Annotated in this window: 13 protein-coding genes; 3 read left to right on the plus strand and 10 right to left on the minus strand. The window is 64.8% G+C overall.

What is annotated here, in order from left to right:
• Positions 1–4 precede the first annotated feature (4 nt).
• From BLT40_RS20685 to tssB, 9 genes are all read right to left on the minus strand, one after another.
• Positions 5–1,561, minus strand: a complete 1,557-nt coding sequence (locus BLT40_RS20685; RefSeq protein ID WP_255364052.1) for a hypothetical protein — start codon at positions 1,559–1,561, stop codon at positions 5–7.
• A gap of 16 nt (positions 1,562–1,577) precedes the next feature.
• A complete protein-coding gene (locus BLT40_RS17090; protein WP_043692895.1) occupies positions 1,578–2,123 on the minus strand; it encodes a hypothetical protein in 546 nt (181 codons plus the stop codon).
• A gap of 299 nt (positions 2,124–2,422) precedes the next feature.
• The gene (gene tssH / locus BLT40_RS17095) at positions 2,423–5,197 is read right to left on the minus strand and encodes a type VI secretion system ATPase TssH (protein ID WP_090355117.1); all 2,775 of its coding nucleotides are present in this window, start codon (positions 5,195–5,197) and stop codon (positions 2,423–2,425) included.
• Positions 5,194–6,234, minus strand: a complete 1,041-nt coding sequence (tssG, locus tag BLT40_RS17100) for a type VI secretion system baseplate subunit TssG (RefSeq protein WP_090355119.1) — start codon at positions 6,232–6,234, stop codon at positions 5,194–5,196. The genes tssH and tssG overlap by 4 nt, the downstream gene beginning before the upstream one ends.
• Positions 6,198–8,063 (minus strand): type VI secretion system baseplate subunit TssF, encoded by a 1,866-nt coding sequence (tssF, locus tag BLT40_RS17105; protein ID WP_043697432.1) that lies wholly within the window; start codon positions 8,061–8,063, stop codon positions 6,198–6,200. Before tssF ends, tssG begins: the two co-directional genes overlap by 37 nt.
• A 4-nt stretch (positions 8,064–8,067) precedes the next feature.
• Positions 8,068–8,571 carry a type VI secretion system baseplate subunit TssE gene (gene tssE, locus BLT40_RS17110; RefSeq protein ID WP_090355124.1) on the minus strand — a complete coding sequence of 168 codons (504 nt, stop codon included), beginning with the start codon at positions 8,569–8,571 and terminating at the stop codon, positions 8,068–8,070.
• Positions 8,572–8,578: 7 nt separating this feature from the next.
• A complete protein-coding gene (locus BLT40_RS17115; RefSeq protein WP_036115052.1) occupies positions 8,579–9,085 on the minus strand; it encodes an Hcp family type VI secretion system effector in 507 nt (168 codons plus the stop codon).
• Positions 9,086–9,130: 45 nt separating this feature from the next.
• A complete protein-coding gene (tssC, locus tag BLT40_RS17120) occupies positions 9,131–10,624 on the minus strand; it encodes a type VI secretion system contractile sheath large subunit (RefSeq protein ID WP_036115055.1) in 1,494 nt (497 codons plus the stop codon).
• 3 nt (positions 10,625–10,627) lie between these two features.
• On the minus strand, positions 10,628–11,143 hold the full coding sequence (tssB, locus tag BLT40_RS17125) for a type VI secretion system contractile sheath small subunit (RefSeq protein ID WP_036115058.1): 516 nt from the start codon (positions 11,141–11,143) through the stop codon (positions 10,628–10,630).
• A gap of 261 nt (positions 11,144–11,404) precedes the next feature.
• Here tssB and BLT40_RS17130 point away from each other — a divergent pair, with 261 nt between their 5' ends.
• The 3 genes from BLT40_RS17130 (at position 11,405) to BLT40_RS17140 (ending at position 14,495) form a co-directional block, all read left to right on the plus strand.
• On the plus strand, positions 11,405–12,430 hold the full coding sequence (locus BLT40_RS17130) for a magnesium and cobalt transport protein CorA (RefSeq protein ID WP_036115060.1): 1,026 nt from the start codon (positions 11,405–11,407) through the stop codon (positions 12,428–12,430).
• A gap of 96 nt (positions 12,431–12,526) precedes the next feature.
• Positions 12,527–13,648: a hypothetical protein gene (locus BLT40_RS17135; RefSeq protein WP_090355126.1), complete on the plus strand. Its 1,122-nt coding sequence runs from the start codon at positions 12,527–12,529 to the stop codon at positions 13,646–13,648.
• Between the two features lie 25 nt (positions 13,649–13,673).
• On the plus strand, positions 13,674–14,495 hold the full coding sequence (locus tag BLT40_RS17140) for a hypothetical protein (RefSeq protein WP_090355128.1): 822 nt from the start codon (positions 13,674–13,676) through the stop codon (positions 14,493–14,495).
• A 301-nt stretch (positions 14,496–14,796) separates the two neighbouring features.
• Here BLT40_RS17140 and BLT40_RS17145 read toward each other — a convergent pair whose 3' ends face one another.
• Positions 14,797–15,183, minus strand: coding sequence for a DUF2750 domain-containing protein (locus BLT40_RS17145; RefSeq protein WP_090355130.1), 387 nt, complete (start codon positions 15,181–15,183; stop codon positions 14,797–14,799).
• Between the last annotated feature and the right edge of the window lies 1 nt (position 15,184).

Genomic DNA, 15,184 nt, shown 5'->3' on the forward strand with positions numbered 1-15,184 from the left:
GAATTCAGCCGCCTCCCTCGAAGAAGCCGAGGATCGGATTCAGCAAGTGGCGACGCACCGACGTTTCGGCCTCGCGCTGGCTCGGCTTGACCCATTCCATGATCAGGCCGTCGGTGCTGTGCAGGTGATAGCCGGATTCCTCGATGTAACTCGAGCTCCAGTTCTTCAGGCCGGCGATGTGCACGGCACCCGCGTCGTACTGTGCCTGGTTGATCGGTGCCTTGCCGTCGGGGAACATCTGCAGAAAGTGCATCTTGTTGCAGATGCCGCTGTTCAGCGCGAGGGCGGCGATCATCGGCGTACCGAGCGCGTACCCGCGGAACCAGCGATTGAAGGCGATGGGATGCGTATGCAGCTGCTCGGTATCGCGGCTTTCCCACTTCTGCTGCGCTTCGGCGAAGAACTTGCGCAGGCGGTGGATCTCGAACAAGCGCCATGCGGTCTTGATCAGGATCTCGATGATGGAGCTGACCAGGTTGACCAGGGTGGACGCGCCGACCGAGGCAATCTGCATGCCCAGCTGCGCGCCGCTCTTGAGGGTCGCGTAGAGGTCGCTGGCCACGGCCAGGTCGATCGCACGCTTGATGCCATCCACGATCGCGGTAGGCGTGCCCAGCAAGACCTGCGTCTTCTTGCCCGTTGCCCAGACGCGATAACGCTCGAAGCTCGATTCGATGAGCTTGATCAGATTGGACGCCACTCCGAACGACCCGCCGATGGTGCCGGCGATCGCCTCCGACAGATAGCGCCCGGTGAGAAAGTCGCAAAGCTGCCGCAGGGCGGATCCCGCGTGCTCATCCCACACGCCAACCGTGAACTCCCACGCACGACGGAACTGCTCGTACAAGGCGTCGCTGGTCCGCTTGTCGTTGGGATTGAGTGACGGCTTGGGCGCGCCCAGCAGGCGGCGCGCATCGACCGTGCGCATCTGCTCCATCTCCATGATGCCCACATCACGACTGCCGCTTGGCAACGTCCTGCGCGTCGCGCTTCCTTTCCGGGCGTCGTCGAGGCGTTCGGCGGCACTGTCGAATCCGGGACGGACCACACCCATGCCGGTCTTCACGTTGCCGATGACTTCCTTGGCACCGTCGCTACCGACGTCGTTGCCGTAGTCCAGGCCTGCGCCGGCCATGTCCAGTACGCCGGTGGTGACGATCTTGAAATAGTCCCTGTCGCATTCGAGCCGGCCGAACATGTACAGCAGGCCCAGACGCGTACTCACCAGGTCCGCCTGCATGAAGGACGGCACGTTGAGCGCGGCATCGGTATCGCCGTCCTTGTTGAGCGCCGCGTTGAGTGAAACGTACGGCAGGCTGGCGGGGTCGTTGCGCTTCGCCTTCATCCACGCGTCGCCGGCGCCCTGCGCTTCACACCAGTTCCTGAAACCGTTTTTCAGGTAACGCAGGTTGTTTCCGCTGGGCGTGCGGATATAGGCGTCGACCAGGATATCCAGCGCGACCTGTCGCGGACTGCGGGGACGCAGCGTCTTCGAGGTCTGCTGCAACCATTGCTGATACGTGAAGGGCAGCTTGGGAAGACTGGGGTAGAGATCCGGCATGTCGGTTTCCTTGAAGTCAAGCGGCCGTGGCGGAGGTGTGCGTCGCTATCGTGTCGCGCGGGATAGGTGTGAGGAACATGACCTCGCGGGTGTCACCTCCCTTGACGTTCCACACGGCGATCGTCGTCGCGTCGTCGAGCGAACGGGCGTCCCTGTTGAGCAGGAGCTGAGGCCAGAACGACGTCTGCCGCTGCGCCATGCCGGGCACCGCTTCGCTCCACGGCACCACGCGCAGATGGCTCGTGTCGATGCGGTAGATCTGCCGCCCGCTCGCGTAACCGCCACAGGCGACGTCGGGGTCGGTCGAAACGGCGGGACCCGGAATCCGGCTCGCAATGATCAGCCGGACCAGATCGACCGGCGTATGCACGGCGGTGGGACTGTCACTCTCGAGAGTGATCCGGCGCTTCCTGACGTCCTCGGCGAATGCGCAGTCTTTCAGCTGCTTCACACCCGTATAGAGCCGTATGAAATCGCGCGCCGCCTCCAGTTCCAGCGGTACCCGTGCCTCGAAGCCACGCGGCAGGTCCGTCAACAGACGCGAGTCGCCGCGATAGACCACCCGTGGCGCGTCGCTCCCCCCTGCCGGAGCCACAGTGGCGGGGGGCGTGACGGGCGCGGGCCTACCGGTCGCACCAGGGCCACCGACCGGTGCGGGGGTGCCTGCGCGCGGGGGCGGCGCGGCGGGTGAGACGGCCGCAGGCACAGCCGCCGGGGTGATCGCGGGGCGGATGGTCGCATTCGTTATGGACGCCGGACCGCCGACGGGCCGCGGCGCAAGCGCCGCCTTCTGGCAGTCGAGGCACCGGTGCCCGGTGCTCGCCGGACCCTGACAGAACCCGCGACCCGAAAGACAGGCTGTCATGCGGCCACCACCGTCGTTGCCAACGATGCGTCGGCGGCTGCGTCGGCCGTGACTGCATCGAATCTATAGACAAAACCGTCCTGCCCGGCGTCAACGACGACACGGCCCACAGGTTCGCCACCGATCGTGCGCATCAGCAGCTCGCGGCTGATTTCAGGCAGCATCGTGTTGGTCAGGATGGCGTCGATCATGCGGCCGCCGCTCTCGCTTTCCGTGCAGCGACCGACGACCAGCGCGGTCGCCGCTTCCGTGCACTCGAAAGGCACGCGATACCGCTCCTCGACACGGCGTTTGATCCGCGCGACCTGCAACCGCACGATTTCCCCAAGCATGCGCCGACTCAGCGGGTAGTACGGCACGGCGACGAGGCGCCCCAGTAACGCGGGCGGGAACACGTCGAGCAACGGCGCGTGCAGGGCCGTGGCCATCGCCTCGACCTCCGGCACGTGCGAGGCGTCCGCGCAAAGGCGCTCGATCGTCTCCGTACCGGCATTAGTCGTAAGAAGAATCAGCGTATTGCGGAAGTCGATGCGGCGGCCCTCGCCGTCTTCCATCACGCCTTTATCGAACACCTGGAAGAACAGTTCGTGCACGTCCGGATGCGCCTTCTCGACTTCGTCGAGCAACACCACCGAATAGGGCCGGCGCCTGACCGCTTCCGTGAGCACGCCGCCTTCGCCATAACCGACGTAGCCGGGAGGCGCGCCCTTGAGCGTGGAGACCGTGTGTGCCTCCTGAAACTCGCTCATGTTGATGGTGATCAGGTTGTGCTCGCCGCCGTAAAGGGTCTCGGCCAGCGCCAGCGCGGTTTCGGTCTTGCCGACACCGGAGGTTCCCGCCAGGAGGAACACGCCGATCGGTTTACCGGGATTGTCCAGGCCCGCACGCGAGGTCTGCACGCGCCGGGCGATCATCTCCATGGCATGGTCCTGACCGATGACGCGCTGTCCCATCAGCGACGCGAGGTTCATCACCGTCTCGAGTTCGCTGCGGACCATGCGACCCACGGGGATGCCGGTCCAGTCGGCGACGACCGCCGCGACGGCCTGCTGATCGACCGCCGGCAGGATCATGGGGTTCTCGCCTTGCCGTTCCGCCAGCGTCGCCTGCAGGGCGCGCAACTCGGCGAGGACCGCGTCACGTCCGTCGTCATCGACAACGATCGCCGCGGCTTCTTCCCGCGCCGCCCGTTCCAGCGGCGTACCGGTGCCTTCCACGGGTTCGCCCGTCCCACGCAGCCGGGCGCGCAGTGCCAGGATTTCCTCGACCAGCCGGCGTTCCTCGTGCCACGCCGCCTCGAGTCCCGTCTGCCGGGACGTCTCGGTCGACAGCGCGGCATCGACGGCCGCCTGCCGCTCCGTCACATCGATGCCCACCGCTCGCTCACGTCGGACGATCTCGCGCTCCACTTCCAGCGCCTCGATACGACGGCGGCTATCGGCCACCTGCGCAGGAACCGCATGGTGACTCACGGCGACGCGGGCGCAGGCCGTATCGAGCAGACTCACCGCCTTGTCGGGCAGCTGGCGTGCGGGAATGTAACGGTGGGACAACCGGACCGCCGCCTCGATCGCCTCGTCCAGCACCTGCACACCGTGGTGCGTCTCCATCACGCCCGCCACAGTGCGCAGCATCAGCACCGCTTTCGCTTCATCCGGCTCACCGACCTGCACCGTCTGGAAGCGCCGGGTCAGTGCGGGATCCTTCTCGATGTGTTTCTTGTATTCCGCCCAGGTCGTGGCACCGATCGTGCGCAGGCTGCCACGCGCGAGCGCTGGCTTGAGCAGGTTGGCGGCATCGCCGGTACCCGCGGCGCCACCGGCACCGACCAGCGTATGCGCTTCGTCGATGAACAGGATCACCGGGGTCGCGGAAGCCTGCACCTCGTCGATGACCTGACGCAGTCGGCTTTCGAACTCGCCTTTCATGCTCGCACCGGCCTGCAGCAGGCCGACGTCGAGCACGCGCAGTTCCACCTCGCGCAATGACGGTGGCACGTCGCCCGCGACGATGCGCTGCGCGAAGCCTTCGACGACGGCCGTCTTGCCGACGCCAGCCTCGCCCACCAGCATCGGATTGTTCTGCCGGCGGCGCATGAGGATATCGACGACCTGGCGAATTTCGTCGTCACGACCGACGACCGGATCGATCCTGCCTTCGCGGGCCTGTGCCGTGAGATCGACGGTATAGCGCTTCAACGCGTCGCGCTTTCCCATCGCCGCCGGCGCGGGCGTATCGCCTGAATCGGTGGCGCCTTCGCCCATGCGAAACCCATCGGTCGCGCCGAGACGCTCTTCCGGCGAGCCGGCGATCATCGCGGGAAGGTCCTCGACCAGTCCCTCCACACGGACCTTGGCGAACTCTTTGGAGATATCCATCAGCACGTGCCGCAGGCGCCGCGTACGCACGATGCCCGCCATGAGGTAGCCGGTGCGCACCTGTGATTCGCCGAAGCTGAGCGTCGCGTAGACCCAGCCGCGTTCCACCGCTTCCTCGATGTCCGCCGACAGGTCGCTGACAGACGACGCGCCGCCCGGCAGCCGGTCCAGCGCTTCGGTGACATCGCGCGCGAGACGCGACGGATCGATGCCGGCATGACGAATGAGACGATGAAGATCCGAATCTCCCAGTCCCAGGATCTGCTGCAGCCAGTGGACCAGCTCGACGTCGCGATGGCCGCGCAACCGGCAGGCCACGGTCGCGCTTTCGATGGTCTTGTAGGCCACGCTGTTGAGCTTTCCGAACAGGGCGGTACGACGAATGTCGGTCACGATGGTTTCCTTGATCGATTCGGCAGAGTCATGGGTTGCACGACGAGGTCCCCGGCATCGCCGGGGCCGGCGAAGCGACCCATCCACGACGACATGCCGAGGCGACCCGCGCGCCCCATGTGAGTGAGCGGTACTTCTTCACGACGCAGGACCAGTTGCGCGTCCCAGTCGACGGCGTCGCCCGCGTAGAAGCGCAGCGCGGCGATCAGCTCGTCCAGCGCGTCGCCGCCCGGGAGGAAACGGCGGTAGTCGGCGAAACGCATCGGCCCCAGGCGCAGGCGAACACGGTGCTGTGCGTCACGCACCCGCTCGCCCAACACGGCGGTGGTGCCCATCCCGGCCATCGCGACGCCCATGCGCAGGCGACCCTCGTCCGGCAGCGTGAGCCACGCCACGGCGAACTCCTCCACGTGGACCGGCACCTCGAAGAACGCGCCGAGAAAGGCCGTAAGCCCTTCGGCATTGCGGGCCTGGCTGAGCACGCGGCCGGCCATATAGCGCTTGAAGCGATCAGGCAGAGCATCGCGTCCGGCCAGCGCCGGGCTGTCGATGCCCACCAGCGCGCCGAGGAAATGCGCAAAGGCGTCCTCATCGGGACGATCCATCTGCACGGTCGGTTGCGCGTCCGCCCAGGCCCGGTAGAACAGGCTGAGCATACGGTGATGGAAGACGTCCGCGAACGCGGTAAACGTACCGTCGCGTGCCACGCGCTCGCGTTCCAGCGTGTACTCAGTCAGATGCAATGGCAGCGCGCCGTTGGGGCCCCACAGCCCCAGCATCAGGCTGTGAATACGCGGCGGGCGTCCGGCCGCGATTTCCACGCGATCGATCGAACGGGGTGCGAAGTCGAGCGACGGCGTGTGCGCCAGACGCACCGGATCGTCCGCCGGTCGCACGGAGCGACCCAGCCGCGGACGGTCGGCGTGCACACACTCCACGCGGCGCAGCGCTTCGAACCAGTCGAACGACGACGGGTCCCCGCGCAACGCTTCGAAGAGCGTCAGAGGATCGGGCGCGTGCCGGAGCGAGCCGTCCACCGGGCCACCTCGTTGCGTTCGTGGGTGTGCAGCACGGTCTCGGTGAACGAGTTCAGCGAGACGTACCGGGCGAAGAAGTGCTGCATGACCGACCCGAACAGGTAGGTACCCGTACCTTCGAAGGCGCGGTCCTCGCAGGTGAGCGTGATCTGGAGTCCGCGGCCATACGTCACCGGACCGGGAATCGGCAGGCGACGCACGATCGGTGCCGAGCGCACGTCGCGCACGCCTTCGATCAAGCGTCGTGAGGCGGCGTCGTACTCGTCGCTGTAGAGCAACAGCATCTCGCGAAGGGCGGCGGCGCCGTCACTGTGCTCCAGCAACGACAGATAGTTGAGCTGCAGATGACTGATGACCTTCCAGGCCGCCTGCCCTTCGGCCATCGCCGCACGCGGACGCGTCGGGCCCGCGACACAACGGATCGACCGGACCGGCGCATCCGTATCGAGCAGAAAATCGGTCGCGCCCTTCCCCACCGGCATGTGCAGCGGCAGGTCGCGGTTACTGCACAGCAGCCGCATGCCCAGCTGACGCAGGCTGCTCGCGTACGGCGCCTCGCGCCCGTCCACCAGCGAAAGGAACACTTCGCCGCCGACGTAGCTCGAACGCGGCCCGTCGCGGCGTTGCCGCTGCGAGGAAACGCGTGGTTCGCGCCTCAGCGTGTAGAACGCGGACGCCGGCTGGTGCCACGTGCGCGCGTTGCCGCCGTAAAACGGGAAAAACGTCTGCTCGGGATCCTGGCTGTCACCGAAGCCCTGTACATCCTCGACATCCACCACCTCGAAATCCATGGGGCGCGTTCGGTCGGCCAGCACGTGGTACTCCGCCGCCCCCTCACGCAGATGGATGCGATCCGAGCGGCGCGGGAAAAGGTTGATGGCCGGCGTGCAGTGCAGGCGCACATAGGAGGCGTCCACCGCGTTGTCCAGTCTTGCGACCGCGCGATCCAGCCAGACGACGATGTCGAAGGTATGGCCCGTGGAGCGAGGCAGTGCCCGGCGAAGCCCCGTGAACGCCGCAAACTGAAAGCGCTGCGGACAGGCGAAGTATTCCTGCAGCAAGCGGTAACCGCTGAACGAACGGTCGCTCAGCGGCAGCAGGGCTTCGCCATCGCTGAAGCCGCGCGCTTCGATCTGCGACGGCTCGAGATGCCGGATGTGCTCGCCGGCCACGACGGAAAAACCGATGCCGTTACCCAGTACCTGCTCGTGAAGCAGGCTCGCCAGATCGCCGGACCCCGCGAAGAACACGGGCAGTTCGTCGCATGACAAGGCATCCAGAGTCACCCCCGGGCTCAATGAGAAGCGCAGGCGCAGGGCCGCGCGGGGCTGTTTGCCCGCCGGAACGGCGAGGCCCGCCGCGGCGATCGCCGCGGGCGTCGAGAAGTAACGGGCGTCACTCAGCGAAAGCGGCAGCAGCGTGACCGGATGAGCCGTGCGGTATTCGCAGGCGGTGCGCTCGCCGAAGCCGATCTGGCTGCGCAGCGCGGTGCCACGTGGCACCCGATGCCCTTCACCCGGCACGCTCTCGGTATGGTCCGGCGTCATCTCGACCACCGCCATCGAGGGCACCGGTGCCAGGTATTGCGGGTACAGCATGCGCAGCAAGTGCTGGGTAAACACCGGGTGCTGCGCGTCGAGTTTCATCTGCACGCGCGCGGAGAGAAACGCGAAGCCTTCGAGCAGACGTTCCACATAAGGATCCGCACACTCCATCCCCTCCATGCCAAGACGGCCGGCGATCTTGGGATAGGCGCTGGCAAACTCCGCACCCGTCTCGCGGACGTGCTGGAGTTCCTGGCTGTAGTAGCGGAGAAGTCGGGGGTCCATGATCTCAGCCGAGGCCTTCGAAAACACTGAAACGCGCGGTTTCCAGATCGACCTCGGTCTTCAGGTAAAGGTTGAGGGGCAACGGTTGCGCCCACATCGTCGACTCGATGCTGAAGGACAGCGTCAGGCGGTCCATCCGCGCGGTGTCGGCATGCACATCGACATGCAGCGTGGCCGGATCAAGCCGGGGCTCGAACGTGGCGATCGCGGCGCGGATGCGCTGGCGAAGTACCTCGATATCCATGCCCGCGATGGCCGCGCCGGTGAGATCCGGGATGCCGTAGTCGAGAACGGAAGCCTCGACGTACGGCAGTCCCGCCAGTTCCTCGGATGACCAATGCCGCGTGCAGTTGAACAGCCAGGCCAGGTCGCGCACCACGTACTCGCGAAGGCGTGCCGCGGTCATGACACGCTTCTCCCGGCTCTCCTGCGCGACGTGTGGCTCGTCGTCGCGCAGGCGATCCAGCAACGACGGCTGGAGACGCTCCTGGTTGGTCAGCTCGGCCATGCGGCGATCAGGCCTGACCCTTCACCTGCTGCATGTCGTACGTGAAGTCCTTGGTGCCGCCCGTCGCCTTGCCCTTGTCGTCCTGCGGCTGGAACGAGTACTTGAACTTGCCGAAGTGCAGCGTGACGTTCTCGGTCAGACGCTCGTCGCCGCCGCTACCACCGGTGGATACCGAAGTGATCATCACGCCTTCGGTGAGCTCGATGGTGACGAAGTCGGTCTGCTCACCCGTGGCGTTGGTGACGTACAGCGTGGCGCTGTCGACGCGCGCGCCGGTGCACACCGCGTTGAGCAGCGCGTTGGAGCACGAGTCGACGTACTTGGTGATCACGATGTCCTGCACGTTGGCCTTACCGCCGGACGCGTAGCCCGCACCGGTGTGCAGGTTGCCGGCGTTGCTGGCGCCCCACGACCAGGCGATGATCGGCACCTGATCCTTATGCTTGGCGTGATTGGACGCGCCCTCGATCTTGACCTGACCGGGGCCGAACTTGATGTGCATGTCGAATGCCATGAACGCTTTTCCTTGTGTGTCGCGTGAAGAGGGAGAGACTCAGGGTCAGCCGGTCTTGCCGGACGGCAGGCGTGCCACCAGACGCAGGGAGACGGTGAGGCCTTCCAGCTGGTAGTGCGGCTTGAGGTAGAACTTGGAGGTGTAGTAACCGGGGTTACCTTCCACTTCCTCGACCACTACCTGCGCCGCGGCGAGCGGTTTGCGCGCCTTGGTCTCTTCGTTGGAGTTGATCGGGTCGCCGTCGACGTAGTTGAGGACCCAGCGGGTTAGCCAGTCCTGCATCTGCTCACGCGTGCTGAACGAACCGATCTTGTCCCGCACGATGCACTTCAGGTAATGCGCGAAGCGCGAGCAGGCGAACATGTACGGCAGGCGTGCGCTGAGCGCCGCGTTGGCCGTGGCATCCGGATCGTCGTACTCCTCCGGACGCGCCAGCGACTGCGCACCGATGAAGGCGGCCATGTCGGAGTTCTTGCGGTGCACGACAGGCATGAGGCCCATCTTGTCCAGCTCCGCCGAGCGACGATCGGTGATCGCGATCTCGGTCGGGCACTTCATGTCCACGCCGCCGTCGTCGGTCGGGAAGACGTGCGCCGGGAGGTTGTCCACCGTACCGCCCGATTCCACACCACGAATACGCGTGCACCAGCCGTACTGCTTGAACGAGCGGTTGATGTTCACACCCATCGCGTACGCGGCGTTCTGCCAGGTGTACTTCGACGAGTCGGCACCGCTGGTGTCTTCTTCGAAATCGAACTCTTCCACCGGGTCGGTCTTGGCGCCGTAAGGCAGACGCGACAGCGTGCGCGGCATGGTCAGCGCGACGTATTTCGCATCCTCACCGTCACGCAGCGAGCGCCAGGCGGCGTAGTCGGGCGTCGAGTAGATCTTGGCCAGATCGCGCGGGTTGGCGAGTTCGCCCCAGCTGTCCATACCGAGCAGGCCCGGCGCGGCGGCGGCGATGAACGGGGCATGCGACGCGGCAGCCACCTGGGCCATGCCGCGCAGCAGTTCGACGTCCTGCGGACCGTGGTCGAAGTAGTAATCGCCGATGAGGCAGCCATACGGCTCACCGCCCAGCTGGCCGTATTCCTCTTCGTACACCTTCTTGAAGATCGGGCTCTGGTCCCACGCCGTGCCCTTGTACCGCTTGAGCGTACGACCGAGGTCGTTCTTGGAGAGGTTCATCACACGGATCTTCAGCTGCGGATCCGTCTCGGTGTTGGTCACCAGGTGATGCAGGCCACGCCAAGCCCCTTCCAGTTTCTGGAAGTCCGGGTGGTGAAGAATATGGTTGATCTGCTCGCTGAGCTTGCGGTCGATCTCGGCGATGTACGCGTTGATCGTCTGCGTGACGTCATCGGACACGATATCCGCACGATCGAGCACCTGCTCGGCCAGCGTACGCACGGCGGACTCCACCTCGGTACGAGCGCGCTCGCTCTTCGGGCGGAATTCCTTGGTAAGCAGTGCGGAGAAGTCGCTGCCTTCGGTCGTATCGACGAGGGCCTCGGCGGCCTGGGTCTGCGTGGTCGCCATCGGTCAGTCCTCTTTGGCGTCGTTAGTGGCCGGACGGTTCGCGGCAAGGGCCGCGAGCAATGCCGGATCCTGGATCGCCTGGGCGATCAGCCGCTCGGCACCGAGCTTGCCGTCGAGGTAGGTACCCAGGTTGGCCAGCTGCATCCGCGCCTCGAGCAGCTTCGCGAGCGGTTCGACGTTGCGCGCGATGGCGGCCGGCGAGAAGTCGTCGAGATGGCTGAAGCGCATCTCGATGGCCAGGTTGCCTTCGCCGGTCAGCGTGTTGGGCACATCGAAGGAAACGGTCGGACGCGTCGACTCGAGACGGTCATTGAAGTTGTCGACGTCAATCTCCAGCGCCTTGCGCTCTTCCACCGGAGGCAGGTCGCCTGCGCTGGCACCCGACAGGTCGGTCATCACCCCCATGACGAAGGGAATGCTCACCTTCTTCTGGGCGCCATAAAGCTCGACGTCGTATTCGATCTGCACGCGCGGGGCGCGATTGCGCGCGATGAACTTCTGGCTGCTCGATTTGGCCATCGTGGTTTCCTACGGCTTCAATAGACGCAATGAATGAACATGACGGCTGTATTTCATGCCATCAATCGAAGGGTCATTGTCGGCCAGCCCCGGATTTCGCTGAAATCGTTGCTCGTTATGGGTGGCATAAGCACAGGTGATGGCCCCGGGAGGAACTTTTTGCACGGCTCACGGGGCGTTGAGCCGCAAGTCCCTGCGCTTTTTCGGTGGATCGCCGGGTCGCGATTGCCGCGTCACATCCGGCCCGGCATCATGCCCGCCATGGCTTCCGTCTCGATCCTTCCCGAATCCGCGCCCACCTACGTCCCCTCGGGCGGCATGGTGGTCAACTGCGTCGCTTACCGCACCGATGGCCGCCGTATCGGCGACATCAGCATCGAAGCCATCAGCGATGTCCTCAAGGAACCGGACACCTTCGTCTGGGTCGGACTGCACGAACCCGATGAAACCCTGCTGCTGAAGTTGCAGGAGGAATTCAACCTGCACGACCTCGCCATCGAGGACGCGCAGCTGGCCCACCAGCGCACCAAGATCGAGACGTACGGCGACTCGCTCTTTATCGTCGCGCAGACCGCGCAGCTGGTCGGCGGCAACATCGCCTTCGGCGAAACGCAGATCTTCGTCGGGCAGAGGTACTTCGTGACGGTGCGGCATGGGGCGTCGCTGTCGTATGCACCGGCACGCCGCACGTGCGAGCAGTCGCCCGAGCTGCTGCGCATGGGCCCGAGCTACGCGCTGTATTCGGTGCTCGACTTCATCGTCGACAACTTCCTGCCGATCGTGCGCGACTTCCGGGAAGAGCTGCACGAGCTGGAAAACGACATCTTCGCCGAGACCTACAACCGGCAGACCATCAAGCGCCTGTACGACATGCAGCGCGAACTGATGACGCTGAGGCTGGCGGTCGTACCGTTGCAGGACATCGTGGCGCAGCTGGTACGCCTGCATCCGCACCTCATACACGACGACCTGCGGGCGTACTTCCGCGACATCTACGATCACGTGTTCCGCGTGAACGAGTCGATTTCGGCCATGCGGGAAATGCTCGGGGCCGCCATCAGCGTCAACCTGGCACTGGTGACCTTCGGTCAGAACGAGGTGATGAAAAAGCTCGCCGGCTGGGCGGCCATGCTCGCCGCGCCGACGCTGATCACCAGCTGGTACGGCATGAACTTCACGCACATGCCGGAGCTCGATAAGCCCTGGGCGTATCCCGCCATCACCTGTCTGGTCGCGTGCATCGTCGGCGGCATCTTCATCGCGCTGAAACGGAACAAGTGGTTCTGACCACACGCTTCACCCCCTTTCACCGACAGACCGTCCAGGGCATATCCGATCCAATGTCGCCCGTCCCAATGAAGGGACGCCCCCGACACGGATGCCATGCACCTCAATCCCAAACTCCTGGCCCTCGCCCTGCTCCCATTGCCGGCCATGGCCGCCGACCTTCCTCCGGTCGATTTCCTCAAGGCCTATCTCGCGGAGCGCCACACGCCCGCTGAGGCCTACGATGCCGGCTTCAACGACGCGTACTGGAAAGAGCGCCTGCTCCGCCCGAGCCATCTGCCCTCACACGCTTATACCGAGCCGGCCGCTTTTGACGCCGCCCAGATCGATCCCGCCTTCGCCGCCGCCGCGGCACGGCTCGATCGCCCAGGCCGACCTCTGTACTGGCAGCAGGCGTGGGAGATCCTGCAATGGGACCTCGGCTTCACCAAGGCGCACCCCGAGCACGTAGGCCTGCCCCACGCCTTCCCCGGCTACGGGTCCGAACATTCGGCCCTGAGCGCGATCAAGGCGGGCGTCGAGTCCGACATTTTCAACCAGTCGCTCACGATCTTCGGCAGCGCACACAGCACCTTTGCCGCCAAGTACGCCGTGGCGGCGCAGATCCTGCGCGAACGGATCGCCGCGACACCGGTCGACCAGCAGGAGGTCCGCAACGTCGAGCCCGACGTGCTCGAACGCTTCATGGCCACCCCGGCTGGCGGCTCACTCGACGCCTATGACGCGCAGTATCTGCGCGACGTCCTCGAGAGCGAAGTGAACCGACACACCGTCGCCCGGTCATCGTTTCGCGGCTTGCGCGAGATCGGTACGCCGTTCCGCATCGCGCGCGTCGCCGCCGCGTATCGCGACAATCAGTCGTATGTCGCGCCGCCCTGCACGGAGACCTTCCGCTATCGCGAAGGCGTTGCTAGCCTCGACCCCACGCAGGGCCCGGTGTGCTTCGTCGATGCCAGCGACCGCGCCGTCTACGCCTGGTACAACGAGGAATTCCGCCGGCAGGCCGGCCTGGTCCGCGAACGCCAGCCGGAGAAGTCGCCGCTGGCGAACGTGCTCGCCCTCCTCGTCCCGTTCGGTGTCGTGCTGGACGTCCTTGCCGCCGCGGAATTCGTCGAGACCCTGGCCGCGGAAGATCTAGCCGCTTCCGGTGAGATCGAAGAGGAGGAAGCCCTCGCGCTCGAGGAGCGCTCGTCCGGACTTCTCTGCCGCCGCTTCTGAACCTTCCATCATGGATGACTTACTTATGACATCGTTTCGCTCATTTCGCGCGGCTGCCGCCGTCGCCTTGCTTCTTACCTCGTCCATCACCGTGGCGGGAACGGTGAAGTACATCGAAGTGACATCCCCCGAGGCGATGCTCGCCGCGAAGGAAAATCTGGTCAGCACGTTCAAGTACCACCTTCGCGGTGCGCAGCGCTACGCGGCGGCACACGGGCCGGCGACGACCACGGAGCGCGCCTACACCGGATTCCGCATGGAATGGGCCAAGGCCACCGCGGCGCAGGTCAAGTACAGGTGGATCGACAGCACGGGGCGCCCACGCACGACGCTTTATCACGGTCTGTCCGGGCGCGTGGCCGCGGCGGCCCTGCCGCACGAGGCGGGCGTAGCGGTACCGAGCTTCGATATGCCGGACTGGGCACAGTACTACTCCGACGTGAATCCGAACGTGTATGCGCGGATTCCCGACGGCGAGCACTCCATTCTCGAGGAGTCGATGGCAGGTGACTCGACAGCCCGTCTCGGACGTGGGTATGACGCGGAGATGCGCGCGTTGCGCACGATCGAGCGCGATATTCTGGCGGGAAACATTCCACGGGGCGGGGTTATCGCGGCGTGGGTGTCACAGCCGCCATGTCAGGCTTGCCGGAAGGCGTTTCAGATTTTCTCGGATGCTTACCACGTGAATATCCATGTGATTCATCTGCCTGCGTATGAGCCGGGGGCGACCGGGGATGTGCGGTTGTTTCAGATGACGAAGAACCGGATGTTGCGGGACTTTCATCTTCGGGTGGAGAACGAACGGGCGGGGAAGATTGCGGATAATTTTTGTCCGCGGATGTGATTTCGAGTTAGCCACACTTGGGTGTGGCTAACCACTTAAGTCCTCAGAAGCGTCATCAGCACGCTCTTCGGCGCGAGGCACGACCCATGAGAAAGATTCAACCCTTCAGGAATGAATTCCACAGAATCGCGTTTCCCAGCCCGCACCCCAAGGGGGCTTAACATGAACGTCCGAGGTACCTCGAGCTCAACCCCAGTGATACCTCGGCAAGCTTCGGCGCTGTTTCGGCGGAAGATTAAGCATACTGGTTACCTCGGTCTCACCCGCGACGAAGACGACTCGTTAACCCCCCCGGCAAAACTCATCGATAGTTCTCCAGTTCTTCCTCAAGCAAGCTTGAAAGCGTCTTCGGGGGCACAAGCACGCCATTATCATTCGGGGTGTAGAAGGTCCCGATCAAAATTCCCTTTTCTTCAAAGTCCGGCAGGAAGGAATCCATGAACTCATCCAGTGGGATTGCTGCGGGGACGCATCCTGCCCACTCACCAACGCAGCATAGGCTGGCGTATTCGGCAAAGGGCCATACCTGAAACACCTCTGCTTCGCCCTTAGTACCTGCAAGAACCCACCCGTCGTCCTGAATGGCCCACACCTCCTCAAAATCCGCCACTCTCTTCAAGAAGTGCCGAAGACGCTGATCTCGAGGCAGCAACGATACGGCTGCTATTTCTTTCTCTGTAACCGTCATG

This window comes from Dyella sp. 333MFSha (assembly GCF_900102405.1).
GTDB classification, from domain to species: Bacteria; Pseudomonadota; Gammaproteobacteria; order Xanthomonadales; family Rhodanobacteraceae; genus Luteibacter; species Luteibacter mycovicinus.

Coding starts and splice junctions, on each gene's coding strand:
- BLT40_RS20685 (WP_255364052.1), bottom strand. CDS start 1,561: ATGCCGGATCTCTACCCCAGTCTTCCCAAGCTGCCCTTCACGTATCAG.
- tssF (WP_043697432.1), bottom strand. CDS start 8,063: ATGGACCCCCGACTTCTCCGCTACTACAGCCAGGAACTCCAGCACGTC.
- tssE (WP_090355124.1), bottom strand. CDS start 8,571: ATGGCCGAGCTGACCAACCAGGAGCGTCTCCAGCCGTCGTTGCTGGAT.
- BLT40_RS17115 (WP_036115052.1), bottom strand. CDS start 9,085: ATGGCATTCGACATGCACATCAAGTTCGGCCCCGGTCAGGTCAAGATC.
- tssC (WP_036115055.1), bottom strand. CDS start 10,624: ATGGCGACCACGCAGACCCAGGCCGCCGAGGCCCTCGTCGATACGACC.
- tssB (WP_036115058.1), bottom strand. CDS start 11,143: ATGGCCAAATCGAGCAGCCAGAAGTTCATCGCGCGCAATCGCGCCCCG.
- BLT40_RS17130 (WP_036115060.1), top strand. CDS start 11,405: ATGGCTTCCGTCTCGATCCTTCCCGAATCCGCGCCCACCTACGTCCCC.
- BLT40_RS17135 (WP_090355126.1), top strand. CDS start 12,527: ATGCACCTCAATCCCAAACTCCTGGCCCTCGCCCTGCTCCCATTGCCG.
- BLT40_RS17140 (WP_090355128.1), top strand. CDS start 13,674: ATGACATCGTTTCGCTCATTTCGCGCGGCTGCCGCCGTCGCCTTGCTT.
- BLT40_RS17145 (WP_090355130.1), bottom strand. CDS start 15,183: ATGACGGTTACAGAGAAAGAAATAGCAGCCGTATCGTTGCTGCCTCGA.